The sequence below is a fragment of the Pseudarthrobacter polychromogenes genome, assembly GCF_014644495.1.
In the GTDB taxonomy this organism is placed as follows: Bacteria; Actinomycetota; Actinomycetes; order Actinomycetales; family Micrococcaceae; genus Arthrobacter; species Arthrobacter polychromogenes.
Window position 1 is genome coordinate 1 of the sequence record NZ_BMKU01000009.1, and the last position, 24908, is coordinate 24908.

Consider the following 24908-nt stretch of genomic DNA (forward strand, 5'->3'; position numbering starts at 1 on the left):
GACCCACAGCGCCGATGGTACTGCACCCGGGAGGGTGTGGGAGAGTAGGTCACCGCCGGACACACACTAAAAAGGGTCGAGGCCCCAACCACCACGGTTGGGGCCTCCCACATTTAACACCCACCCAAACCCTCTCGCACCTAATGCACCCCTTCCCGGCATCCCCTTCCACCTTGTGAAGGCCCCGGGACGGACCCTCTCGCACTTAATGCAGGCACCGGGGCACCCTCTCTCAGTAGATGCCGCTTCCCGGACGATCCTCACCCACTTCCTACCAGCAATACCCCCCACCCCCGCATCAGGTGAGAGAGCATCCCGACAAACCCCACATCAGGTGAGAGAGCGTCCCGGGAAACCGGACATCGAGTGAGAGAGCGTCCCGGGAAACCGGACATCGAGTGAGAGAGCGTCCCGGGAAACCTCACATCGAGTGAGAGAGCGTCCCAGGGGATGAGCCGGCAAATGAGTCAAAGGACGTCCGCTGGTGGCTGAATCCGGGACCGAAAACCCCGAAAATGCGGTGATTAACCTCAAAAAGTGCCGGAAACACGCGGAATTTGCGGAACCCGGGGGCCCAAGCTGGTAAGTTTTCGAACAGTGGCTTGTGCGCATGCCGCGTTCAGGCTCCAGAATCATGACCGTCCAGGAGGACATAAATGGCTAAGAACCGTAGTGAACTTGTTGCAGAGGTAGCAGGCAAGGCCGGCACCAGCCAGGCAGCCGTCAACTCCGTCCTCGACGCACTGTTCGAGGTTTTCGAGACTTCTGTCGCCGCGGGCGAGAAGATCACCATCCCGGGATGGCTCGCCGTCGAGCGCACCGACCGTGCAGCACGTACCGGCCGCAACCCGCAGACCGGCGAGACCATCCAGATCGCGGCAGGCCACAGCGTCAAGCTGACCGCCGGCTCCAAGCTGAAGGCTGCAGTCTCCAACAAGAAGTAAGCTTCTTCCTCCCCGGCACGTAGCCGGCGCAGGAAAAGGAGCGGCAACCACACGGTTGCCGCTCCTTTTGCTTTTAAGGCCGATTCGCGGGCCGGGCAGGCGTAGCGGACAATGGAATGGTGTCTTCTGCCGCAAAACCACGTTCCACCACCCCCCAGCCCGTTTCCGTCAAGGGAGCGCGGGGCAACGGTGCGCCGGGTCAAGACAGCAGCGCCCTGGGGATCCCCCGGGGCTGGCAGCTGGCCGGGCTGGCGGCCCTGTTCCTGGGCCTTGCAGCGGCGTTGGTTTTCTCCGGCGCGGCAGGCGCCCGGGCGGTCTCTGACCCTGGAGCCTTGGTCCGCTGGGGCCTCCCCGTCAGCAAGGCCATCCATAACGTCTCGTTGGCGACTGTCATCGGCGGCCTGATCTTCGCCGTCGGTATCCTTCCCCGGAGTGCCGGGCCCCGCAGCCGGGCCAAGGAGGCGTCCGGTGGCGAAGCGCCGGAGCATCCCGCCTTCAGCCGCGCCCTGGCCGTGGCGTCCGCGGCAGGTGCCACGTGGACGCTGTCCGCCATCGCCGTCCTGGTCCTCACCTACTCTGATGTTGCGGGGCAGGGACTCTCCGGTGACGCGGAGTTCACGCAGGCACTGGTCTTCTTCATGACGGACATCGAGACGGGGCGGGCCTGGCTGGCCGTCACCATCATCGCGGCAATTGTGACAACGGCGCTGTTCGGGGTGCGATCTCTTGGGGGACTCGCTCTGACGCTGGTCCTGGCCCTGGTGGGGCTGGTCCCCACCGCGCTGATCGGCCACTCGTCGAGCTCCGCCGACCATGAGGGTGCCATCAATTCCCTGGGCCTGCACCTGGTGGGGGTCAGCACCTGGGTGGGCGGCATCATCATGCTGGCCCTGCTGTCCGGAATCCTGACCGGCCCCAAAGCAGCAGCCTCCGCCGACATCACGGAACCCACGCTCCGCCGGTTTTCCTCGCTCGCGGGCTTCGCCTTCGTGCTGGTGCTCGCCTCGGGCATCATTAACGCGAGCATCAGGATCACCAACTGGGCAGACCTCTTTGGTTCTCCCTACGGCCAGCTGATCCTGGCCAAGTCCGCGGCCACCCTTGTCCTGGGCGGAATCGGGTTCATGCACCGGCAGTGGGTGATCCCGCAGCTGGGCCGTAAGGGCTCCACAATGTCTTCACGGCGCGTGCTCTGGCAGCTGGTCCTGGCTGAATTCCTGGTGATGGGCGCAACGTCCGGCGTCGCCGTCGCCCTGGGCCGTTCCGCCCCGCCGGAGCCCACCAGCTTCGCCCCCGATGCCTCGCCCGCTTTTATCCTCACGGGCTACGAGCTTCCCCCTGAACTGACGCCTGAGCGGTGGCTCACGGAGTGGCGCCTGGACTGGCTCTGGATCGCCGCGGCTCTGTTCGGCCTAGTGGCCTATTTCCTGGGCGTGGCAAAGGTCCACCGGCGCGGTGACAAGTGGCAGTGGTTCCGTTCGGTGAACTGGGTCATCGGCCTCCTGGTCCTGACCTACATCACGTCCGGCCCGCCGTCGGTCTATGGCCGCATACTGTTCTCGGCACACATGGTGGACCATATGGCACTGACCATGGTTGCGCCCATCTTCCTGGTCCTGGGTGCGCCGGTGACGCTCGCCCTGCGGGCCCTGCCCGCCCGGGGCGACGGCTCCAGAGGGGCCCGGGAATGGCTGCTGGTGTTCATCCACTCGAAGTTCTCCCAGCTGGTCACCCACCCGCTCTTTGCGGCAGCCAACTTTGCCGGCTCCATTGTGCTGTTCTACTACTCGGACCTGTTCGGCTTCGCCATGCGCGAGCACGTGGGCCACGAGCTGATGATTGTGCATTTCCTGCTCACCGGGTACATCTTTGTGCTGACCATGATCGGCACCGACCCGCTGCCGCGCAGGGCGCCGTACCCCATGCGGCTCCTGCTGCTCCTGGCCACCATGGGCTTCCACGCCTTCTTCGGCGTCGCCATCATGGGCGGGACCAACCTCCTTGCCGCGGACTACTTCGGAAACCTGGGCAGGGAGTGGGGCCCCTCCGCCCTCCTGGACCAGCAGAAGGGCGGCGCCGTGGCCTGGGGCATCGGCGAGGTCCCCACGCTGCTGGTGGCGCTCGGCGTCGCCATCATGTGGTCCCGGTCTGACCAGAGGGAGACCAAACGCGTGGACCGGGCGGCGGACAGGAATAACGACGCCGATCTCACCGCTTACAACGATATGTTTGCCAAATTGGCCGAACGCGACGCCAGGCTGGCTGAACGCAACAAGCTGGAAGGACGCTGATGAGCGAAACCGTACGCACGCATGCCCGGGTCCGGGCCTCCGAACTGGTGGGCCGCAACTGGTTGAACACGGGCGGCAAGACCCTGGACCTCGAAGCCCTGCGCGGCAAGATCGTGCTGCTGGATTTCTGGACCTTCTGCTGCATCAATTGCCTGCATGTGCTGGACGAACTCCGGCCGCTGGAGGAACAGTACTCCGACGTCCTGGTCACGGTAGGCGTCCACTCGCCCAAGTTCGAGCACGAGGCCGATCCGGTGGCGCTGGCCGCCGCTGTTGAGCGCTACGAGATCCACCACCCGGTTCTGGACGATCCCGAGCTGGAGACCTGGAAGGCCTACACTGCCCGCGCCTGGCCCACCCTGGTGGTCATCGATCCCGAGGGCTACATCGTGGCGCACCTCTCCGGCGAAGGCCACGCGGACGGCCTGGCGGTGCTGATTCCCGAGCTCATCGCCGAACATGAAGCCAAGGGGACGCTGCACCGGGGCTCCGGCCCGTACGTAGCCCCGGAGCCCACCTCCGGCACCCTGCGCTTCCCCGGCAAGGCGCTTTTCCTTCCGCCGGGCCGCGGTTCCACCGCCGTGGATGGAACGTCCGACGACGGCGCAGCGGCAGGTGCCGCAGGAAACGGTGCTGCCGGCAAGGGTTCGTGGCTGGTCACCGACACGGGACACCACCGGCTGGTGGAACTCGGCACGGACTTCCATACCGTCCTGGGCACCTTTGGTTCCGGTGTAAGGGGCCATGCGGATGGCCCCGCTGCCGGGGATTCCCCCGTGGCCCAGTTCAACGAGCCCCAAGGCCTGGTCCTGCTGCCGGAAGACGTGGCAGCCAAGGCCGGTTACGACGTCGTGATTGCCGACTCCGTCAACCACCGGCTCCGTGGGCTGTCCCTCGCGGACGGTAAGGCCTCCACCCTAGCCGGCAGCGGCGTCCAGCGGCTTCTGGAGTCCGGTCCGGCGCGCGTGGACGAGGACGCAGCGGGGTTCACCGGCCAGCTCGGCGGGCACCCGCTGGACGTGGCACTGAGCTCGCCCTGGGACGTCGTTTGGTCCAGGAAGCTTAACGCCGTGGTGGTGGCCATGGCCGGCGTGCACCAGATCTTCAGTTTCGACCCCCTCACCGGGGCGGTGGCCATCGTGGCGGGCAACGGTCTTGAAGGCCTGCTTGACGGCCCCGCGCACGAGGCGTGGTTCGCCCAGCCTTCCGGCCTGGCCGAGGACGCTGAGGGCAACATCTGGGTGGCCGACTCCGAAACGTCCGCCCTCCGCAAGCTGGCCATTGACGACGAAGGCACGGTCACCGTGGAGTCCGCGATCGGCAAGGGGCTGTTCGACTTCGGCTTCCGGGACGGCGAGGCTGCAGAGGCACGCCTGCAGCACCCCCTGGGCGTTACTGTCCTGCCGGACGGGTCCGTTGCGGTGGCTGACACCTACAACGGCGCCGTCCGCCGCTATGACCCCGCCACCCGCACAGTGTCCACCCTGGCGCGCGGCCTCCTGGAGCCGTCCGACGTGATTGTGGACCACACGCACTCGGCCGGTTCCGAGCCGCTGCTGGTGGTGGTGGAGGCGAACAAGCACCAGGTGGTGTTCGTTCCCATCCCCAAGGAAGCCCAGCAGGTGGACGAAGGCGCGGTCCAGACTCACCGGCCCAAGAGCCCCGTTGCGCCCGGTCCCCTGGAGCTGACGGTCCGTTTCACCGCCCCCACAGGGCAGAAGCTGGATGACCGCTGGGGTGACCCCACCCAGCTGAAGATTTCCTCAACACCGCCGGAGCTGCTGGCCTCCGGCGGCGGAACCTCGGTGGGGCTGCTCCGCACCCTGGAGCTTTCACCGGATGTGCCGGAGGGCATCCTGCACATCACCGCACGGGCCGCCGCCTGCGACGGCCCCGAGACCGAGAACGGCGAGATCCCGGACCACGCCGCCTGCCACCTCTACCAGCAGGACTGGGGCATCCCCGTGGTGCTGCAGGGCGACGGCGATACCGAGCTGGTGCTGGACCTGCGCGGCATGGACTGACGCGCCGCACCTTGATGACCAGAGTGGCCCGGTTTTCCACCCCATGAGGAGTGGGAACCGGGCCTTTTTGTTGCTGCTTCCCCACAAAAGTGGGCCAACTTGGGGCCGTCTTGTTCACATAGCACCGCTCGAGGCTGACGCCGGGCCAGGATGGCAGACATTCTGGCCTGATGGACCCGACGGAAATCCTTAGATCAGCTGGTGGAGTATCGCTGCGGCGGGATGTGCTGGCTGCCGGTGCCACGGATACGGAGCTTCGCCGTGCGGTCCGCAGCGGCCAGGTGCTTCGGCTGGACAGGGGACTCCTGGCCGTGGCTGACGCAGACGCTGAGCTGGTGGCTGCGGGGCGCGCCCGCGGTCTGGTCACCTGCGTTTCCGCCGCCCCTGCATACAGCCTCTGGCGGCTCCGCCCTCCTGCCAAGCCCCACTACTGGCAGAGCAATGGCCGAAGCGCAGTACGGTGTGTCAGCCACCGTACCGACTTGACGCAGCCGCCCCGCCATCGGACGCTTGCAGCCCTACCTGATGTCCTGCTTCATGCCCTGCTCTGCCTGCCGGAACTCGAGTCCCTGGTAATGGTGGAGTGTGCGTACAACCGCGGAGACATCGATCCGCCGTACCTGTTCCGCCACTTGGACGGACCCCGGTGCGGCAAAGCGCGGAATGTAGTGTCCAAGGTTGACCGGGGCGCGGATTCCCTCCTGGAGACCCTGGCCCGGGTGCTCTTCCGGGACGCAGGCATTCTTACCGAAACCCAAGTGTGGATCGATGGCATCGGCCGTGTTGACTTCCTGTTGGAGGGGTTCCTCATCGTGGAGATTGACGGGCTGGCCTTCCATCTTGAAGCCAGGCAGTTCAAGAAGGACCGCCGCAGGGACAACTCCGCAATACTGCAGGGCCTTCCCGTGCTGCGATTCTTCTACGACGACGTGGTTCATTCACCTGAAGCTGTCCTGGCGCAGGTCCGCGAGGTTCTTGCCCGGGGTTCGCTTCGGTGGCCGCAACCAAACCGGCCCGGTTATTCGCCCAGCTGGCGCAACAACGGCTGGTAGACCTGCTGTTTGGCCACCAAAACTGGGCCAGTGTGGCGGGACCGGCCCTAGAAGCTCAGTACCGGCGTGACCTTGACCGTGTCCCCAGTGACGTCCAGGCGGGTGGTGAAGCTGAAGTCCACTTCCTCGTTGAGGGGGTACCAGGCTCCGGTAAACAGGTTCTGCTGGAGGGCTTCCACCTTGGCTTTGCCGTCCAGGGGAGCCACCACCCAGCGCCCGTCGAAGGGCTCAATGGCCACGTTGGGGTATTCCGTCACGGTCCACTTGATGCTGCCGTCCTGCACCGTGTTGTTGCTGGCGTAGTAGAACGGACAGTCCGGCTGGAGTTTCTGCTCCTTGGCGGCGACGGCGGCACAGCCGTCCAGGAATTCCCGAACCTTCGCAGACACGTCCTTCTTCAGGTTGTCCGTGGCCTGCGTGAGGAGGTTGAGCGGCGCCACCGGGGCGTCCCGTGCCGTCACCGTGGCGCGGGTGGGGGCCGCCGAAAAGTACTCCCCGTTCACGGAGGCCTCGTATTCGCCGGGGTAGAAGACCGCAAAGGAGTTCCGGCCATTGGGCATGTTGACGGGCACGCCGTTGACGGTGGCCTCACTGGAGTTGACCACCGTGATGTCTACCGTCGGCAGCCTGGACGGAACGAAAGCCCAGGTGTTGAAGAAGATCCACTCGGTCCCGGTCTTGCGCAGCAGGAATTCCGTGCGGAGCCGGCTGCCGTCAATGGTGTACTCCAAGGGCACCATGACCTGGCTGTCCGGGCGTTCCTCGGCGTCACCGATATCCACGTTCGTGAACCGGGACGTCGCGGTCTGCAGGGCCGTGCCATCGAGCATGGCGGCGTTGCTGGGCGGGACAGTGGCGCGGAGCAGCCCCAACGCCTTCCCGCCGTCGCCGCTCTGCAGCGCGTCCAGATATTCGCGCACGGGCTGCTGCGGGCTGGCCACGGTGTTGTTGACCAGGTTCACCGCCACCACGGCGCCGGCGATGGCAAGCATGAGTCCCAGCAGCCATCCGGCCGCGATCCTCACCAACGCTTGACTCATCTGCACGTTCCATACGTTACCTGCCATGCGTCCGACGGCGGCAGTTGAGTCAGCTGGATGCGGTACCTTTTAGCGGCGGCGGCGCCGGGACGACGTGCCGAACACGCCGCGCAGCAGTTCCCGTCCGAGCTGGGTGCCGATGGACCTGGCCATGCTTTTCATACCACCGGCCAGGGCGCCGCCGAGCACTCCGCCGATGTCGCCCACCATCGAGTCTCCCGCACCCGGGCGCGGGGCGGTTTCGGCGGGCTTGCGGCGCCTTGTTTCGGCTGACGGGGCGGGCCTGCTGCTGGGCCGTCCAAGGATCTCCTCCTCGATCCGGCGTGCCTCAGCGTCGACGTCGTCCTGGCGTGCCCCGCCCGGAACGGATCCGCCGGGCACCGGCGGCGCTCCAGCTGCTGCGGGTCCGGTGGGCGCGGCGGCCTTCCCTGCCAGTTTTTCGAAGGCCGAGTGGTTGTCCACGGCTGTCCCGTACTTCTCCAGCAGGGCAGAGCCTGCCACGGTGCTCCGGACCAGGGCTTCGTCGCTGGGGCCCATCACGGACTCGGGGGCGCGGAGCCTGGTGAGCGCCACAGGTGTCGGGGCGCCCTTCTCGTTCATGACCGTGATGACGGCCTCGCCAATGCCTGCGGAGGTGAGTGTCTCCTCGAGGTCGTAGTCGCTCATGGGGAACGTGGACACCGTCGCCTTGAGGGCCTTCGCGTCCTCGGGAGTAAACGCGCGGAGGGCGTGCTGCACCCGGTTGGCCAGCTGGCCGAGGACCTCCGCCGGGACGTCCTTGGGGGTCTGGGTGACGAAGAAGATCCCCACGCCCTTGGACCGGATGAGCCGGACCGTGGTGGTGATGGCTTCCAGGAAGGCTTTGGAGGCGTCGTTGAAGAGGAGGTGGGCTTCGTCGAGGAAGAACACCAGCTTGGGCTTGTCGAGGTCGCCGGCCTCGGGCAGGTCCTCGAAAAGGTCGGCCAGCAGCCACATGAGGAAGGTAGAGAACAGCATGGGCTTGGTCTGCAGGGTGGGCAGCTCCAGGCAGGTGATCACCCCGCGTCCGTCCGGGGCGGTCCGCAGCAGCTCCGCGGTGTCGAATTCCGGCTCGCCGAAGAACTTCTCCAGGCCCTGCGCCTCAAGGCTCACCAGCTCCCGCAGGATAACGCCGGCAGTGGCCTTGGACAGCCCGCCGAGTTCCTCGAGCTGGTTCTTGCCTTCAGCCGAGGTGAGGAACTGGATCACCGCGCGGAGGTCCTTCAGGTCGATGAGCTCCAGGCCGTTCTTGTCGGCGAAGTAGAACACCAGCTGCAGGCTCGATTCCTGCGTGTCGTTCAGCTCCATGATCCGCGAGAGCAGGATGGGCCCGAACGAGGACACCGTGGCGCGTACCGGGACGCCGTTGCCGTCGCCGCCCAGGGCCAGGAACTCCACCGGAAACGTCCGGCCCTGCCAGGCCTGCCCGATGCCCTCGGTGCGTGCGGTGAGCTTTTCACTGCCGGTGGCGGCCGTGGCCAGGCCGGACAGGTCGCCTTTGATGTCGGCCAGGAAGACCGGCACCCCGGCGGTGGAAAGCTGCTCGGCCATCATGTGCAGCGTGACGGTCTTGCCCGTGCCGGTGGCGCCGGCCACCAGTCCGTGCCGGTTCATCATCGAAAGCGGCAGCCGCACCGGCGCGTCCTTGTGGAGTTCGCCATCGATGATGGCGGCCCCCAATTCGATGGTGGCGCCTTCGAGCGTGTAGCCCTTCTGGAGGGTGGCGAGCTTCTCTGCTGTGGTTTTGTTGGCCATGGCGTTAGCTTAGCGGCGCGTGCGCTTCCGGAGCGGGTATGCCGTCAGTTCCATCTCCGCGAGTAAGGTCGACGGCGGCACTCAGGTGGGTGCCGCCGTCGACCTTTCCATGGGAACTGCCAGGGTGCAGCTGCCAGTCTGGGAGCGGTTGTTCTAGGACACTTTGGCGTCCACCGCGTCCAGCTCAGCAGGAGCGGCCTGCAGCGCGGCACCCGATGATGGATGGGCCGCGACGGCCGCGGCATGCTCGGCGAGCACGCCCGTCTGGTGGCGGATCTTCAGCCGGTAGAGCAGGGCCCCGCCAACGGTGACGGCGGCAACGAAGATCACCCCGCCCCACTGCAGGTACCACTCGAACGGCGGCACCGAGTTGTAGATCTCCGGGCGCGGCCACACCAGGTTCAGCGTCATGGCACCGCCCCACAGGACCGCCAGGATGTTCACCGGCAGCCCCCACTTGCCCAGGGAAAAGCCGGGCTCGGAGCCGTCTGCGGCGAGCGGCCACTTCTTCAGGAGGCGGTTGCGCAGCATGGGCACGGTGACCAGGAGGTAGGAGAGGTAGATCAGGACGATGCTGATGCTGGACATGATCGTGAAAATCGCGGGCTGCGTGACGTTGATGAGCAATGGCATCACGGCCAGGATGCCGATCACGATCGCCGCAACAGTCGGGGTCCTGCGGACAGGGTCCACTTTGCTCAGCTGCCGGCTGAACGGCAGGTTGTTGTCCCGGGCCATGGCGAACATCATGCGGATGGCGGCGGCATGGACGGCCAGGGTGCAGACCACCACGGCCACAACGATGCACGCAAGGAAGGCCTTGCCGAACGGTCCGCCCAGGACGGACAGCACGATGTACTGCAGCCCGCCGTCGGCCGAGCCCACCTTGGGGTCCGCAAGGTCCGGTGCGGCCAGGATGCCGAACAGCAGGATCAGGCCACCCAGCACGAACGAGGCCGTGATGGCCCGCAGGATGGCCTTGGGTGCCGTGCGCTTGGGGTCTTTCGTCTCCTCCCCCAGCGAGCTGGCCGTGTCAAAGCCGTACATGACGTAGCCCGATGCCATGGCGCCGATAAGGAAAACGCCGAAGAAGCCGAGGTCGTGGCCTTCCCCGAAGCCGGCGGTGTCAAAAAGGACCCCAGGCCCGCGCACCACGTGCCAGCCCAGCGCGAGGATAAGGAGCACGGCCGCGCTCAGCTCCACGAAAACGCCGATGCTGTTGATCCGGGTCATGAGCTTCACGCCGAACGCATTGATGAGGGTGGAGATGGTGATCATGATGCTGGCCAGCACCACGCCGTTCATGGCGAAATCGTAGGGGCCGGTGCCGTCACCGACGAACTGGAAGCCGGACCAGAGCTGGGGCAGGGTGAGCTGCAGGGCAAGTGCCACGGAGCCCAGCGCCACGATGGAGGAGAGCATCAGCAGCCAGCCGGCCAGCCAGGCCGAGGTGCCGGACGCGAGCCGTTTGGCCCAGTTGTACACCGATCCCGCCACGGGGTAGCGGCCCGCCAGTTCGGCAAAACACAGGGCCACCATCAGCTGGCCGGCGAAGACGAGGGGCCAGGACCACGCGTAGGCGGGGCCGGCCATGGAAAAACCAAAGTAGAACAGTTGGAAAACACCGGTGAGGATGGAGATGTAGCTGACACCAGCTGCGAAGCTGGCGAACTTGCCGATGCTCCGGTCCAGGGTCTGCGCGTAGCCAAACTCGTCCATGCCGCTTGAATCAATACTCTTGCTGGGTTCCGCCATGTGGACTCCTCAATCAAAAAAGCACGATAGTGATGGCCGTCCGCACTGCGGCGTACGGACGGCCGGTGGCCTGAAACTCAGGCGAGGGAGGCGGCGAGTTCCAGATCCGCCGTCGTGGTTTCGCTGTTCCGGCCGGCGCGGGTGAGGTCCGCCCGGACTAAATCAGCACAGCGCTCGCCGATCATCATGACCGTGATGTTCGGGTTGACCGTGACGTGTTCCGGCATCACGGACGCATCGGCGACGCGCAGGCCGGTGACGCCCTTGACGCGCAGCTCGGGATCCAGCGGCGACATGTCGTCGTCGGCCGGTCCCATACGGACAGTGCCCACGGGGTGGTACACGGTGTTGTGCGTCTTGCGGATGTAGTCCTGCAGTTCCTCGTCCGTCTGCGCCTCGACCCCGGGCGAGAGTTCCCGACCGGCCCATTCCCCCATGGCCGGCTGGGCGGCGATTTCGCGGGCCTTGCGGATCCCCGCCACCATGACCCGCATGTCGTGCCCGTCCGGATCCGTGAAATAGCGCGGATCCACCATGGGCTTGTCGCGGAAGTCGCGGCTGCGCAGCCTGACGGTGCCGCGGGAGCGGGCGTGCGTGACGTTCGGGGTGAGGCTGAAGCCGTTCTCCGTGGTGGGGTAACCGTGCCGCAGCGTGTTCATATCGAACGGGACGGAGCCGTAGTGCATCATCAGGTCGGGGCGGTCCAGGCCGTCCTCGGTGGGGGTGAAGATGCCGATCTCCCACCACTGCGTTGAGGTCTGGACCATGGGCTGTTTGGCTTCGAACTGGACCACACCTTCGGGGTGGTCCTGCAGGTTTTCGCCCACGCCGGGGGAGTCCACCAGTACCTCGATCCCGTGCTGGGCGAGGTGGGCTGCCGGGCCGATGCCGGAGAGCATCAGCAGCTTGGGGGAGTCGATGGCGCCGGTGGACAGGATCACCTCGCGGTGCGCGGAGAGCCGGTGGGTCCGGCCGAAGGCTGAGTCCACCACGTCCACGCCGGTGCAGCGCTTGTCCGCGTCGAACACCAGCTGGCGGGCGCGGAGGCCGGTCAGCAGGGTGAAGTTTTCGCGCTCGATGATCGGATGGATGTAGGAGACGGAACTGGAGGACCGGGTGCCGTCCGCGCGGCGGTTGATCTGGAAAAAGTTGGCACCGTTGATCACGGTGTTGCCGGTGTTGAACTTCGCGCGCGGAATGCCGGCCTGCTCGCAGGCCTCCAGGAGCGCGACGCCGGCAGGATCCGCCGGGGGCACGTTCATCAGGTGCACCGGGCCTGAGTCCCCATGGTGCGGCGCGTCCGGACCGGCGTCCTCGTTGGTCTCCAGCCGCTGGTAGAGCGGCCAGGCGGCATCGGCATTCCAGCCGGTGGCACCGTACTTGGATTCCCACTCGTCCAGGTCCTCGCGCGGCGCCCAAAAGGCGATGCAGGAGTTATGGCTGGAGCAGCCGCCCATGACCCTGGCCCGGGCGTGGCGCATGAAGGAGTTGCCGTTTTCCTGCGGTTCCACCGGGTAGTCCCAGTCGTAGCCGGATTCGAGCAGCTCCATCCAGCGGTCCAGCTGCAGGATCTCGGGAAGGTTCCGGTCATCCGGGCCGGCTTCAACCAGGGCCACGGTCACGTCCGGATCCTCGCTCAGGCGGGCGGCCACCGCGGCGCCGGCGGATCCGCCGCCGATCACGATGTAGTCGAATGCGTGCCCGGTGAGGTCCTCGATGTTGTCGACGTGCATCTAGTTCTCCTTGCTGTGGTCAGCGAACCAGCCGGTTACCTGCGGGCTGGTGTTCTGGTAGATGTGCTTGGCTTCCTGGTACTCCGCCAGGCCGGTGGGGCCGAGTTCACGGCCTACGCCGGACTGGCCGAAGCCGCCCCATTCAGCCTGGGGGAGGTAGGGGTGGTAGTCGTTGATCCAGATGGTGCCGTGCCGCAGCCGGCCGGCCACACGCTGCGCCTTGCCGGCGTCCTGGGTCCAGACCGCGCCGGCCAGGCCGTAGACGGTGTCGTTGGCCGTGGCCACGGCCTCGTCCTCGGTGGTGAAGGTTTCCACGGTGACCACGGGGCCGAAGGCTTCGTCCACCACCACGGACATGCCCCGCTGGACGCGGTCCAGGATGGTGGGCTGGTAGTAGAACCCGCCGTCGTACTTCTCCCCGGAAGGTGCCGCACCGCCGGTCCGCAGCCGGGCACCCTCCTGGATGCCGCGCTGGACGTAGGCGTGGACCTTGTCGCGGTGGGCCGCGGAAATCAGCGGCCCGGTTTCGGCGTCATCGTCAAAGGGGCCGCCCAGCCGGATGTCCCCGGCACGGCGGACCAGCTCGTCCACGAAGCGTTCGGCGATCGATTCCTCCACCACCAGCCGCGCACCGGCGGAGCAGACCTGCCCGGAGTGGACGAACGCGCCGTTCAGGGCATTGTCGACGGCGGCGTCGAAGTCCGCGTCCGCGAACACCACGTTGGGGTTCTTGCCGCCAAGCTCCAGTGCCACCTTCTTGACGGTTCCGGCGGCGGCGGCCGCGATACGCTTGCCGGTTTCCAGCCCGCCCGTGAAGGAGACGAGGTCGACGTCGGGATGTTCCGAGAGCGGTGCGCCCGCCTCCGCACCCGGTCCGGTCACCAGGTTGGCCACGCCCGCCGGCAGGCCGAGGTCCTGCAGCAGCTGCATGGCCAGGATGGCGGTGGACGGCGTCAGCTCGGACGGTTTGAGGACGAAGGTGCAGCCGGCGGCCAGCGCCGGGGCGATCTTCCACGCGGCCTGGAGCAGGGGATAGTTCCAGGGCGTGATCAGGCCGCAGACGCCCACGGGTTCGTAGACGATTTTGCTGGCGACGGCGGGGTTCCCGGCGTCGACCATGCGGCCCGCCTGCTGCCCGGCGAGCCTGCCGAAATACTCAAAGCAGGCGGCGACGTCGTCCATGTCAATGCGGCTTTCCACCATCCGCTTTCCGGTGTCCAGCGACTCGGCGCGGGCAAACTTTTCGCGGCGTTCGCGCAGTCCAGCAGCGACCTTGAGCAGGAAGGTTCCGCGCTCGGGGGCCGGGACCGAGGACCAGGTGCCGGAGTCGAAGGCCGCGCGGGCTGCGGCGATGGCCCGCCCGGCATCTTCACGGCCGGCCTCGGACACTGTGGCCGCCAGCTCGCCGTCGGCCGGGTTGCGGATGTGGCGTACGGCGCCGGATGCCGCCGGCTCCCATGCGCCGTTGATGAAAAGGGTGGAGGCTGTTTCGGTCATGCTGTCTCCTGGGGTGTAGGACTGTGGCGGCCCTGGGGCGGGGCCGGGGGCCGCTGCGGGCGCTGTGCTGCAGCTTGTGCTGACGCCCCGTAGCCCGGGGCAAGGCTTGGCGTGCGCGGGAACGGGCGGCACGGTGGGCCGTGCGCTGTCCGGACGCTTTATCGGGGACCGGCGAGAGGAGCGGGGCCCCAGGGGCCGGGAGTGACGCCGTGGCGTGTTGTGGCGTATGTCATACGAAGGAGAGTAACCGAGGTTGAACGGGCGTTCAATACATTTCTTGAACAACTGTTCAATATGAAGCGCTGGGGTGCGCGTTAGGGCCGGCGTGTGGTGCCCGGTCCCGGGAGCCCAGGGTGGGGGTCAGTTGTCCCGCGGCGGGGCGAAGGCTATCTGCTCGGTGCGGGCGATGCTCCGCTGGATGGCTGCCTTGTCGATCCCGAGAAGGGCTGTGAGCCACATGCCGTTTTGGACCACGACGATGTCCGCCGCGCGATCCCTGCATTCCTCCGGGGGCAGCGCGGGGTTGGCATTGGAGACCAGCGCCGCAAGCCCGTCGAGGTACCGGTCGAAGGCTGCGGCATTGATCAGGGCGAAATCCTCGTGGGCCTGTGCCAGGGCCCAAAGGTGCAGGCGGAGGGACAGATACCGCGTGGTCAGCAGCTCTGCGCCGGCAACCCGATGCAGGGCCTTGCGGAGCTGCTCATCCGGGGCCAATGACGGGTCCGGTGCCACCAGCCGCAGATCGTGTTCGTCCACGCTGTGCAGTGCCGCCCGGACCAAGCTCATCTTGTCGTCGAAGTAGTAGTTGACGAGGCCCAGCGCGACGCCGGCTTCACGGGCCACGGCCCGCATGCTGACGCCCGAGATGCCGTGGCGCGACAGCAGGTCCAGCGCCGCTTCGAGAATGCGCGACTGCCGGTCGATCTGTTCGCCGGAGTTCACGGTATTTATCCCCATCCGGCCACACTATTGCCAAAGCTGGAGGAGTGCACTTTACGCAGGGTCCCGCCGGGCCAGGTACACCAAGTAGTTGAAATTTCGGCTGGCTTGGGAAAACGAGTACTTAAGCGGAAAGACGGGTGGGGGACTACGCGTGTGCTCCGCCCCTGCCGCCACCTACGGTTAGTCCAGGCAGCGGCCAGAGTGGGCCGCCCGATGGTCTCAACAGGAGCTCGCATGCGCACTTCCCCGTCCACGTCTGTCCTCTCACGCCGGCTCGCGGCGGCCGTCGTCCTGCCGGGCCTGCTCACCAGCAGCCTCGTGCTGATCCAGCCGGCCGCCGCAGGTACCAGCGCTAACGCCGGGATCTGCAATGGGGTGGTGAACCAGCTGGCGCACCGCGGCCCCGTCCAGGAGAACCTGCTGAAGGCAGCGTCCAAGAGGAATGCTGATGCCATCGCCGCGCTGCAGGCGGAGAAGGAAAAGCTCCAGGGCCAGGCAGACGTGGTGTCCGGTGACATGGCGGCAGTTCAAGAGGCGCTGGACGGCCTTGCGGCCCAGGAAGAGCAACTCGATAAGGACATCGCCAGCACGAAGTCTGAGCTGGCCAGGGTGGAAGCGGAAGCGAAGCTCAAGTCGACCGCCATCGTCGAGGCAAAGGCTGAGCTGGCCAGGCTTGACGGCCAGCAGCTGGACGTGGCGAGCGAACTGGCCCCGCTGGAGGAAGAACTTGACGCAGCCGTGGCTGCGTTGGATGTGTTAAAGGTCGAGGCTGACAAGTTGATTACTGCTCGGGACACCAATGATGCAGCCATTGCCGTGGCACAGGGTCAACGTGAAGCCCTGCAACAGGCAGCTGTTGACGCGGCCAGCGCCGTGGCTGGCCAGGAAGCCCAAATTGTGCTGGCTCAGGAGGAACTGACCATACTGACGGGCAAGGCTGTTCAGGCCGCCGATGCCGTCACCGTGGCGGAGACGGCTGTTGTCGACGCCGAAGCGCAACTCGCCATACTCGAGGCCGCCGGTATCACCGCAGATGGGGCGGTGAAGGCGCAGGAGGTTCTGGTTACCGAGGCCCAGGAGACGCTTGCCGGCATGGTAGCCCAAGCACAAGAAGCGGACGATGCTGTTACGGACAAGGCAACCCATATCGCTGCTGCCCAGGGCGAACTGACGGTACTGGAGTCAACTGCCGCCGATGCCCAAGCCGCCCTGGATGACAAAAACGCCGCGATCGAAGCCGCGTTCGTCGAACTGGCCACACTTCAGCAGACGGCAGCAGAAGCGGCAGCTGCAGTGACGGCGAACGATGACAGGATCGCTGCGGTCACCGGTGAAATCACAGTTCTGGAGGGCCAGGTTTCGGCCACCGGCGCTGCTATCACGGCCAAGCGGGCGGCGATCAGCAACGCCAAGGAGGAGCTCACGGCGCTTCAGGACCAGAAAGCGGCGCTGGATGCCGAGATTGCCGCCCTGACCTCCCAGATCAACGCGATCAACGGCAACTCGCAAAAGAAGCGCGATCTGATCGCGGAGCGTGACCGCAAGGCGGCAGAGCTCACCCCCATCAATACCGCGATCACCGACAAGACGGCGCAAATCTCGGGCCTGCAGGGTGACCTGGCGGCCCTCAACACCCAGGTCAACACGTTGAACACCCAACTGCTGGCCAAGCAGCAGGAAAGCAGCACGCTGCAGCAGAACGCTGCGCCGCTCCAGGCGGCATTGACGGCAGCCAATGCCGGCGTCACGGCAAAAGAATCTGACATTGCCGACCTTGAGGCCCAGGTTCCCGGCCTTGAGGACGCGCTCGACGAGGCGGAGTCGGCGGTGAGTGCCAAGCAGGCGGAGCTGTCAGCGTTGGAGGAACAGCGTGCCGTGGCTGAGCAGGCGGCCGCGGACGCAGCAGATGCGGTCGCGGCCCAAGAGGAAATCGTGGCAAACCTTGAGGCCACCCTGCAGGGGCTGGAGTCCGCCGCGCAGAACGTCCAGCAGGCCATCGCCGACCAGGAAGCGGTCCTGGCCACAAGGAACCTGGAGTTGGCCCAGGCCCAGGACGACTTTGCGGCGGCGGACACTGCAGTTGACGGCAAGGAGTCCGAGATCCGGGCGCTGCAGGACGAACTCTCTGTGCTCCAGGCAGCCCTGGATGACGCGGACAAAGCCGCCGCGGCAAAGGAAGCCGAGGTTGCTTCGCTGAACACACTGGCGGAAAGCCTGGCCGCGCAAGTCACCGCCGCGAACGCCAGGATAACGGCCAAGGAAGCTGAAATCGTTTCCCTGCAGGAGCGGGTGGCGCCACTGGCGGATCAGCTTAGCAAGCTGAACGGCGAGATCAGCGCCGTCGAGGCAAACCTGGCGTCACTGCAATTGCAGCTGACAGCCCTGGACAAGCAGGTCACCGACGCCCAGGCAACGCTGCGTACGCTGGAGGCGCAAAAGAAGCAGAACAAGGACGCAATCACTGCGCAGAAGTCGACGGTCACGGCCTTGATAACAAACATGGGCGAGATTCAGATCCAGATAAAGGCCATCGACGGAACGATCGCCCTCGGCGGCTGCGCCGTCTGAGGTCCGGACTGAGGCGCCGGACGCCCCAGGAAGTGCGACACAGCGGAGGGGCCAGGTCACCATGACCTGGCCCTCCGTGTGTCAGCTGCCTGGGTCCAGAGTCAGCCCAGTGCCTTGATGACTTCCTTGGCGACGTCCTCGCTGGACTGCGGGTTCTGCCCGGTGATGAGGTTGCCGTCGCGGACCACGTTGGAGGTCCAGGCGGCCCCGTTCTCGATCATCGCGCCCTTCTCCTTCAGCGCGTCCTCCACCAGCCACGGCGTGTTCTCGCCCGTGCCGCCGCCCAGCTCTTCCTCGTTGGTGAAGACTGTGAGGCGGCGTCCGGCGAAAACGAACGTGCCGTCGTCGTCCGTTGCGCTGAGCAGCCCGGCGGGACCGTGGCAGAAGGGGGCAATGATCTTGCCGTCCTTGTTGGCTGACACCAGCAGCCGGCCCAGGTCGGCGTCCTTGTACAGGTCGGCCATGGGTCCGTGCCCGCCCGGCATCACCACGGCGTCATAGGCGGAAGGGTCGACGCCGGCAAGCACCAGCGGGTTCGAGAGCTCGCCGTCGATGGACGCCAGGTAGTCCCGGAAGCCTTTCGCGCGGTCCTCGCCGCCCGCGGATTCCGCGGCCAGGCTGACCTGGTCCACCGTTGGCTTCGCTCCACGCGGGGTGGCGAGGTGGACGGTGTGGCCGGCGTCGAGCAGGGTCTGGTGCGCCACCACCAGCTCCTCGGCCCAGAACCCGGTAGGGTGTTCGCTGCCGTCCTTCATGGTGAGGGAATCGGCTGCGGATACAACCATCAGAATGTTTGCCATGGTGTTGCTCCTGTCGTTGGCGACTGTTTTGCCGTGCTGCTTCTCCATCCGCCGCGGTTATCCGGCTGCGGCTTCAAGTTCAGCGTAGGTGTCCTCGTCCAGCGTGACCTTGGCCGCGGCCAGGTTTTCTTCCAGGTGCTTCACGGACCCGGTGCCGGGGATAGGCATCATCACGGGGGAGCGGCGCAGCAGCCACGCCAGCGCCACCTGCGAGGTGGTGGCACCAAGGCGCTTCGCGGCCTCATCCAGCGGCCCGCCCGGCTGGGCAAGCTCGCCCGCTGAGATCGGGGCCCACGGAATGAAGCCGATGCCGTTTTCCTCCGAGTAACGCAGGACATCCTCGGAGCTGCGGTCCGTGAGGTTGTACCGGTTCTGGACGGTGGACACGGTGAAGTGCCTTCCGGCGGCTTCGAGTTCCTCAACGCTGACCTGCGAGAGGCCCAGCGCCCGGACCTTGCCCTCGTCCTGGAGCTCGCGGAGCACACCAAACTGCTCCTCAGCGTCCACCTTGGGGTCAATCCGGTGGAGCTGCAGCAGGTCCAAAGTGTCCACCTTGAGCTTCCGCAGGCTGAGTTCAGTCTGCTGGCGCAGGTACTCCGGCCGGCCCACGGGAATCCACTGGTTGGGGCCGGTGCGGGTGAAGCCCACCTTCGTGGCGATCTTCAGTCCGTCCTTGTAGGGGTGCAGCGCCTCAGCCAGGATCTCTTCACTGATGTTGGGGCCGTAGGAGTCGGCGGTGTCGATGAAGTCCACCCCGAGTTCGACGGCGCGGCGCACCACCCGGACCGCGGTGCTGCGGTCAGCGGGCTCACCCCACACACCGTCACCGACAATGCGCATGGCACCAAAGCCAAGCCGGTGAACGGTTCCCAGGTCCTTCAGGTCAATCGTTGCGGACAGTTCCAGCTGGTTCGACGTATTCAGGCTCATAGGGGCGGCAACATCATAAGTTTGCTGAGTATTCCTGGACGGGCTGAAATAAGCCGGCCCCCGCCGTCGTTATGCATCAAGTGCCTGCCGCGATCCGGCGGGCGCGAACCCAATGAACAGCTTTGAAAGGCCGGCACCCGACGTGACTCTCCCCCTCTCCATCCTTGACCTGGCAACCATCGGGAAGGGCCAGACGGCGGCGGAGAGCTTCGCGGGCAGCGTGGCCATGGCACAAAGCGCGGAAAAGCTGGGGTACCGCCGCGTCTGGTACGCCGAGCACCACAACATGTCCTCGATCGCCTCCTCCGCCACCAGCGTGCTCATAGCCCACGTCGCCGCACACACCGAAAGCATCCGCCTCGGCGCCGGCGGCGTCATGCTGCCCAACCACTCACCGCTGACCATCGCCGAGCAGTTCGGCACGCTGGAAACCCTGCATCCGGGCCGCATCGACCTTGGCCTGGGACGTGCGCCGGGAAGTGACCAGAACACCATGCGCGCGCTGCGGCGGGACCCGATGTCCGCCGACAGCTTTCCGCAGGACGTCCTGGAGCTCCAGGGCTATCTCACCGGGCCCACCCGGATCCAGGGCGTGGAAGCCACCCCCGGCAAGGGCACGAACGTGCCGCTGTACATCCTGGGCTCGTCCCTGTTCGGCGCGCGCCTCGCCGCCCAGCTGGGGCTGCCGTACGCGTTCGCCTCCCACTTTGCCCCGAACGCCCTGCAGGACGCGGTGGCCCTCTACCGCCGGGAGTTCAAGCCCTCGGCGCAGTTGGATGCCCCGCATGTCATCGCCGGTGTGAACGTCATTGCCGCCGATTCGGCCTCCGAAGCGCAGGCCATGATGCAGGCCACCAAACGTGCACGGGTGTCGCTGTTCTTCGGCGGCGGCCGCGAGTTCACGGACGACGAGGCGGACATGATCCTCGATTCGCCGCAGGGGCAGCACGTCTCCCAGATGATGACGAATTCCGCGGTGGGAACGCCCGACGTCGTCATGGACTACCTGGACAGTTTCGGCCGGCACGCCGACGCCGACGAGCTCATCGTGGCGCACCAGAGCACCGGCACGGACGCCCGGCTGCGGTCCGTGGAGCTCCTGGCCGAAGCCGCGGGGCTGGCACGGGTTTGAGCGGGCAGTTATAGCCCGCTGTGCGTGCAGCCGCAGGGACCGCAGACTTTTACACATACGCAATACAGGGGACTTTCGGGGGTAACCGCGGAGGCTGACGATGGGAGTGCCCCCTCCGGAGTTCCGGGAACCCCGGGGAGGGGCACCAACCGGTAGCCCGCAGGAGATCCAGCGGCTGTAGTCCCGGCCCGGTCCTGCCTCAAAGGGGTACATGGATGCCAACGCCGTTGAACCAAAGCGTCGCGGATTCCGCACTGCTCACCAGGTCCCTGCCGCTGGGCATGCTCCGGACATTCGTCCAGTCCGACGCCGCCGACGAAGGGCTCACGCCTGCGCTGCTGGCGGAACTGAAGGTGCTGGCCCGGGTACCGGGGCTGATTGTGGCCTGCAATTACGGTGGAACCCTGTGCGACGCCGAAGGCATCTCCACCGAGACGCTCCCGCTGGGAAGTGCCGCCATCGCGCTGCGCGCCCTGGCAGCGCTACCCAACACCCACGCCGCCGTCATCTCCGGGCGGTCGCTGCGTGACCTCGCCGCGGTATCGCGCCTGCCGGCGGAGGTGCACCTGGTGGGCTCGCACGGCGCCGAATTCGATATGGGGTTCGCGCACCAGCAGACCCTCGCCACCGAGTCTGTCCTGCAAAAAGTCCACACCGCGCTCAACGAGGCCGTGGGGTTCCAGAAGGGCATCTGGATAGAGCGCAAACCCGTGGCCGTTTCGGTGCACACCCGGCCGGCAGCCCCGGACATCGTGGCGGCCGTGACGGACACCGCACGGGAGGTGGCCCGCGCCCACGGACTGCACTTCATTGTGGATGGCTCCGTGCTGGACCTGTCCGTGGTGGAGCCGTCCAAGGCGGAGGCCCTGGAAAGCCTGCGGTCCAGGCTGGGAGCCAGCGCGGCCATGTATGCGGGTGACGCGGACAGCGATGAACTGGCCATGGCCACCCTGCGCGGGCCGGACATGGGATTGCGGGTGGGCCTGGGGGAGACCTCTGCCTCCTACCGGCTCCGCGACCCGGAATCCTTCGCCCGGGTGCTGGCGATCCTGTTCGAGCTGCGGCGTGCCTGGCTCTTCGGCGAGGACGCCGTGGGCCTGGAACGGCACAGCCTGATCGGCAACGGATCCTCGACAGCCCTGGTGACACCGGACGCGAAAATCTGCTGGATGAGCCACCCCCTGCCTGACTCCGGATCGTTGTTCGCGCACATCCTGGGCGGAGACGCCGCAGGTCATTTTTCGGTGGAGCCGGTCAAGGCCTCCCAGGTATTGGGGCAGCGCTACGTGGATAGCACCATGATTGTTGAAACCCGCTGGGCGGACGTTACGGTAACGGACTACCTTGAGCCGGCCCCTGAGGGGATCACCAGCCTGGTCCGGGTGCTCTCCGGCAATGGCGCCGCCAGGATCACCTTTGCCCCCAGGCCGGACTACGCCAACGCCCCGTTCAGCATGGAGGCCCGCGGCGAGGAACTGCACGTGGTGGGGACGTCGGAGCCGTTCATCCTGCTGGCGCCCGGCGTGACCTTCAGCATCACCTCGGACGGGCGCCACGCCACGGCCACCGCCGCCGTCAACCTGCAGGACGGCCCGGTGGTGCTGAACCTGCGCTGCGGAGACACGGAGCACCAGCCCGCGGTACCCGAAAGTGAGGCGGACCGGCGCTCCGCGGTGGCGCTGCATGCCCGGCAGTGGGTGCAGGGGCTCGTCCTGCCGGGCGTCAAACCATCCCTGGTCCGGCGGTCGGCCCTGGTCCTGCGTGCCCTGGTGCATGAACCCACGGGCGCGGTACTGGCGGCACCCACAACCTCCTTGCCCGAAGGGATCGGCGGGACGAGGAACTGGGATTACCGGTACTGCTGGCTGCGGGACGGTTCCATGACCGTCAACGCGCTGGTGGACCTGGGCTCCACCCGGGAGGCCGCGGGCTTCCTGTCCTGGCTGGGCCGGATCCTTGAGCACGCCCCCGGCCCCGAATGGCTGCACCCCCTCTATTCCGTGACGGGCGCACCCCTTTCCACGGAAGCCGTCATCGACAGCCTGCCCGGGTACGCCGGGTCCCGTCCCGTGAGGATCGGCAACGCAGCTGACCACCAGGTCCAGCTGGATGTCTTTGGCCCCATCGCCGAGCTGATCCTTGCCCTGAGTGAACGGGAGGGGGCACTCGCCGACGAACACTGGGAGCTGATGGTCCAGATGGCGTCAGCCGTCCTGGCCCGCTGGCACGAACCCGACCATGGCATCTGGGAGGCCCGCCGGGCACCGCGGCACCACATCTACACCAAAGTGATGTGCTGGGTGACCCTTGATCGCGCACTCCGCACGGCGTCCCGCCACGGCCGGGTTCCCGAGGCAGCCTGGGCGCCGGTGGCCGCCACCATCAGGGACGAAGTCCTGCGGGAGGGCTGGGACGAGTCCGCGAAGTCCTACACGGTGGCCTATGACAGCCCGGACCTGGATGCCGCCGTCCTGCACATCGGGCTCTCCGGGCTCCTGGACGTCACGGACCAGCGGTTCCTGGATACCGTCACCGCCGTGGAGCGGGAACTCCGGGTGGGGCCCACCGTGTTCAGGTACAGGTACGACGACGGCCTGCCGGGGCTGGAGGGCGGCTTCCACATCTGCACCACCTGGCTGATCGAGGCGTACGTTGCCACGGGCCGGATCGAGGAAGCCTGGGACCTCTTCGACCAGCTGGTGAACCTCTTCGGGCCCACCGGGCTGCTGCCGGAGGAGTACGATCCCGGCACCGAAACCCATCTGGGAAACCACCCCCAGGCCTACTCCCACCTCGGCTTCATCCGCTGCGCCCGGATCCTGGACGAACACCAGGACAAACGGTAGTCGGCCTTCTTCCTGGGTACCTAGAGTGGAGGTGACACCACCCGGAAACCGAAACGAGACTTATGTCCGCCACCCGCGCCCAGGGAGTGGGCTTCCGTTCTGAACGGGGCCCCATCCTCATTGCCCTGATGCTCGCCACCGGGTTGGTGGCCATCGATTCCACCATCGTGGCCACGGCCGTTCCGTCGATTGTCCGGGACATCGGCGGGTTCGAGTCGTTCCCCTGGCTCTTTTCGGCGTACCTGCTGGCTCAGGCTGTCTCCGTGCCAATCTACGGAAAACTCTCGGACATGGTGGGGCGCAAACCGATCATCCTTGCGGGCATCGGGCTGTTCCTCCTGGGGTCTGTGCTGTGCGGCATCGCCTGGAGCATGCCCGCGCTGATCGCCTTCCGTGCCCTGCAGGGGCTCGGTGCCGGCGCAGTGCTGCCCGTCTCGATCACGATCGCAGGGGACATCTACTCACTGGAGGAGCGGGCCAAGGTCCAGGGCTACCTCGCGAGTGTGTGGGCGGTTTCCTCCGTGGTGGGACCAAGCCTGGGCGGCATTTTTGCCGCCGTGGGCTTCTGGCGCGGAATCTTCCTGGTCAACATCCCGCTGTGCCTGCTGGCGGGATGGATGCTCGTCCGGACCCTGCACGAGAACGTGGAAAGGGCCAAACACCGGGTGGACTACGCCGGCGCGGGGCTGTTGGCGGCTTCGCTTGGCCTGCTGATCCTTGGTGCCCTCGAGGGCGGCCAGGGCTGGGCCTGGACTTCACCGGTGAGTCTTGGCATCTTTGCCGTGGGAGGGGTGCTGCTGGCCCTGTTCCTCCTGGTGGAACGACGCGCGGCGGAGCCCGTGCTGCCATCCTGGGTGATATCCCGCCGGCTCCTCGGCACCACAGCCCTCGTGTCCTTCGGCGTCGGTGCCGTCATGATCGGACTGACGTCCTACGTGCCCACGTTCCTGGAAGGTGCGTTGGCCAGCTCGCCACTGGTCGCCGGGCTGGCCTTGGCGGCACTCACCTTGGGCTGGCCGATCAGTGCCTCGCAGGCCGGACGCTTCTACCTGCGGATCGGGTTCAAGGCCACAGCGCTCATCGGCATCTCCATCACCGTGGCCGGCCTCGCGGTCCTTGCACTCACCGCGGCTGCTCCCAGCGTGGCGCTGGTCGCCGCCAGCTGCTTCGTCGTCGGACTCGGCCTGGGGCTGGTGGCCACCCCCACCCTGATCGCTGCCCAGTCCAGCGTTTCCTGGAATGAGCGGGGTGTGGTCACCAGCACCAACATGTTCGCCCGGTCCATCGGGAGCGCACTGGGCGTGGCCGTTTTCGGCGCCGTGGCCAACGCCATCTACGGGCAAACGGCCGGAGGCGGCAGCAACGGCCCGGCGGTGGTGGCCGCTTCCGGTGCGGTGTTCGTGGCTGCCCTTGCAGCCGGGGTCCTGACGGTGGCAGCAGTCCTGGCAATGCCTGCCGTGCGGGCGGGCACAAAGGACGCCGGCGGCGAAGACGGCGGGGGCAGCGGGGAGCCGGTCCTCACCGACGCGGAGGACAGCTCTCGATAGCCTGCCCCACGCTGACTTCCGGCACCGGCGGCCG

At 66.7% G+C, this 24908-nt stretch carries 16 protein-coding genes; 8 read left to right on the plus strand and 8 right to left on the minus strand.

The features are described 5' to 3' along the window. Positions 1–656 precede the first annotated feature (656 nt). The 4 genes from IEX43_RS14145 (at position 657) to IEX43_RS14160 (ending at position 6311) form a co-directional block, all read left to right on the plus strand. Positions 657–944: an HU family DNA-binding protein gene (locus IEX43_RS14145; RefSeq protein WP_009358243.1), complete on the plus strand. Its 288-nt coding sequence runs from the start codon at positions 657–659 to the stop codon at positions 942–944. Positions 945–1060: 116 nt separating this feature from the next. Continuing rightward, a complete protein-coding gene (locus tag IEX43_RS14150; protein WP_188811944.1) occupies positions 1061–3235 on the plus strand; it encodes a cytochrome c oxidase assembly protein in 2175 nt (724 codons plus the stop codon). Next, entirely contained in the window at positions 3235–5259 is a 2025-nt protein-coding gene (locus IEX43_RS14155) for an NHL domain-containing thioredoxin family protein (RefSeq protein ID WP_188811946.1), read from the plus strand. Before IEX43_RS14150 ends, IEX43_RS14155 begins: the two co-directional genes overlap by 1 nt. Positions 5260–5429: 170 nt before the next feature. Continuing rightward, positions 5430–6311: a type IV toxin-antitoxin system AbiEi family antitoxin domain-containing protein gene (locus IEX43_RS14160; RefSeq protein ID WP_188811948.1), complete on the plus strand. Its 882-nt coding sequence runs from the start codon at positions 5430–5432 to the stop codon at positions 6309–6311. Positions 6312–6358: 47 nt separating this feature from the next. On the opposite strand, the gene IEX43_RS14165 is transcribed toward IEX43_RS14160, so the two are convergent. From IEX43_RS14165 to IEX43_RS14190, 6 genes are all read right to left on the minus strand, one after another. Next, positions 6359–7351 carry a hypothetical protein gene (locus tag IEX43_RS14165; RefSeq protein WP_188811950.1) on the minus strand — a complete coding sequence of 331 codons (993 nt, stop codon included), beginning with the start codon at positions 7349–7351 and terminating at the stop codon, positions 6359–6361. A 69-nt stretch (positions 7352–7420) separates the two neighbouring features. Further along, a complete protein-coding gene (locus tag IEX43_RS14170; protein WP_188811951.1) occupies positions 7421–9124 on the minus strand; it encodes a helicase HerA-like domain-containing protein in 1704 nt (567 codons plus the stop codon). 153 nt (positions 9125–9277) lie between these two features. After that, positions 9278–10879, minus strand: coding sequence for an APC family permease (locus IEX43_RS14175; RefSeq protein WP_188811953.1), 1602 nt, complete (start codon positions 10877–10879; stop codon positions 9278–9280). A 77-nt stretch (positions 10880–10956) separates the two neighbouring features. Continuing rightward, positions 10957–12612 carry a GMC family oxidoreductase gene (locus IEX43_RS14180; protein ID WP_188811955.1) on the minus strand — a complete coding sequence of 552 codons (1656 nt, stop codon included), beginning with the start codon at positions 12610–12612 and terminating at the stop codon, positions 10957–10959. Continuing rightward, entirely contained in the window at positions 12613–14109 is a 1497-nt protein-coding gene (locus IEX43_RS14185) for an aldehyde dehydrogenase family protein (RefSeq protein ID WP_188811957.1), read from the minus strand. A 360-nt stretch (positions 14110–14469) separates the two neighbouring features. Then, positions 14470–15066, minus strand: a complete 597-nt coding sequence (locus IEX43_RS14190; protein ID WP_188811959.1) for a TetR/AcrR family transcriptional regulator — start codon at positions 15064–15066, stop codon at positions 14470–14472. Between the two features lie 219 nt (positions 15067–15285). Between IEX43_RS14190 and IEX43_RS14195 the strand changes: the two genes are divergently transcribed. Continuing rightward, positions 15286–17619: a coiled-coil domain-containing protein gene (locus IEX43_RS14195; RefSeq protein WP_188811961.1), complete on the plus strand. Its 2334-nt coding sequence runs from the start codon at positions 15286–15288 to the stop codon at positions 17617–17619. Between the two features lie 101 nt (positions 17620–17720). Here IEX43_RS14195 and IEX43_RS14200 read toward each other — a convergent pair whose 3' ends face one another. Both IEX43_RS14200 and IEX43_RS14205 read right to left on the minus strand, forming a co-directional pair. Beyond that, positions 17721–18419 (minus strand): type 1 glutamine amidotransferase domain-containing protein, encoded by a 699-nt coding sequence (locus IEX43_RS14200; protein ID WP_188811963.1) that lies wholly within the window; start codon positions 18417–18419, stop codon positions 17721–17723. Positions 18420–18476: 57 nt separating this feature from the next. Next, complete coding sequence (locus IEX43_RS14205; RefSeq protein WP_188811965.1) at positions 18477–19349, minus strand: aldo/keto reductase; 873 nt, start codon at positions 19347–19349, stop codon at positions 18477–18479. 142 nt (positions 19350–19491) lie between these two features. On the opposite strand from IEX43_RS14205, the gene IEX43_RS14210 reads away from it, so the two are divergent. From IEX43_RS14210 to IEX43_RS14220, 3 genes are all read left to right on the plus strand, one after another. Beyond that, positions 19492–20481, plus strand: coding sequence for an LLM class flavin-dependent oxidoreductase (locus IEX43_RS14210; RefSeq protein WP_188811967.1), 990 nt, complete (start codon positions 19492–19494; stop codon positions 20479–20481). Between the two features lie 215 nt (positions 20482–20696). Next, positions 20697–23327, plus strand: coding sequence for a trehalase-like domain-containing protein (locus IEX43_RS14215; RefSeq protein WP_188811969.1), 2631 nt, complete (start codon positions 20697–20699; stop codon positions 23325–23327). 62 nt (positions 23328–23389) lie between these two features. Next, positions 23390–24874, plus strand: coding sequence for an MFS transporter (locus IEX43_RS14220; RefSeq protein ID WP_188811971.1), 1485 nt, complete (start codon positions 23390–23392; stop codon positions 24872–24874). The last annotated feature ends 34 nt before the right edge of the window (positions 24875–24908 follow it).

Coding starts and splice junctions, on each gene's coding strand:
- IEX43_RS14145 (WP_009358243.1), top strand. CDS start 657: ATGGCTAAGAACCGTAGTGAACTTGTTGCAGAGGTAGCAGGCAAGGCC.
- IEX43_RS14150 (WP_188811944.1), top strand. CDS start 1,061: ATGGTGTCTTCTGCCGCAAAACCACGTTCCACCACCCCCCAGCCCGTT.
- IEX43_RS14155 (WP_188811946.1), top strand. CDS start 3,235: ATGAGCGAAACCGTACGCACGCATGCCCGGGTCCGGGCCTCCGAACTG.
- IEX43_RS14160 (WP_188811948.1), top strand. CDS start 5,430: ATGGACCCGACGGAAATCCTTAGATCAGCTGGTGGAGTATCGCTGCGG.
- IEX43_RS14165 (WP_188811950.1), bottom strand. CDS start 7,351: ATGAGTCAAGCGTTGGTGAGGATCGCGGCCGGATGGCTGCTGGGACTC.
- IEX43_RS14170 (WP_188811951.1), bottom strand. CDS start 9,124: ATGGCCAACAAAACCACAGCAGAGAAGCTCGCCACCCTCCAGAAGGGC.
- IEX43_RS14175 (WP_188811953.1), bottom strand. CDS start 10,879: ATGGCGGAACCCAGCAAGAGTATTGATTCAAGCGGCATGGACGAGTTT.
- IEX43_RS14180 (WP_188811955.1), bottom strand. CDS start 12,612: ATGCACGTCGACAACATCGAGGACCTCACCGGGCACGCATTCGACTAC.
- IEX43_RS14185 (WP_188811957.1), bottom strand. CDS start 14,109: ATGACCGAAACAGCCTCCACCCTTTTCATCAACGGCGCATGGGAGCCG.
- IEX43_RS14190 (WP_188811959.1), bottom strand. CDS start 15,066: ATGGGGATAAATACCGTGAACTCCGGCGAACAGATCGACCGGCAGTCG.
- IEX43_RS14195 (WP_188811961.1), top strand. CDS start 15,286: ATGCGCACTTCCCCGTCCACGTCTGTCCTCTCACGCCGGCTCGCGGCG.
- IEX43_RS14200 (WP_188811963.1), bottom strand. CDS start 18,419: ATGGCAAACATTCTGATGGTTGTATCCGCAGCCGATTCCCTCACCATG.
- IEX43_RS14205 (WP_188811965.1), bottom strand. CDS start 19,349: ATGAGCCTGAATACGTCGAACCAGCTGGAACTGTCCGCAACGATTGAC.
- IEX43_RS14215 (WP_188811969.1), top strand. CDS start 20,697: ATGCCAACGCCGTTGAACCAAAGCGTCGCGGATTCCGCACTGCTCACC.
- IEX43_RS14220 (WP_188811971.1), top strand. CDS start 23,390: ATGTCCGCCACCCGCGCCCAGGGAGTGGGCTTCCGTTCTGAACGGGGC.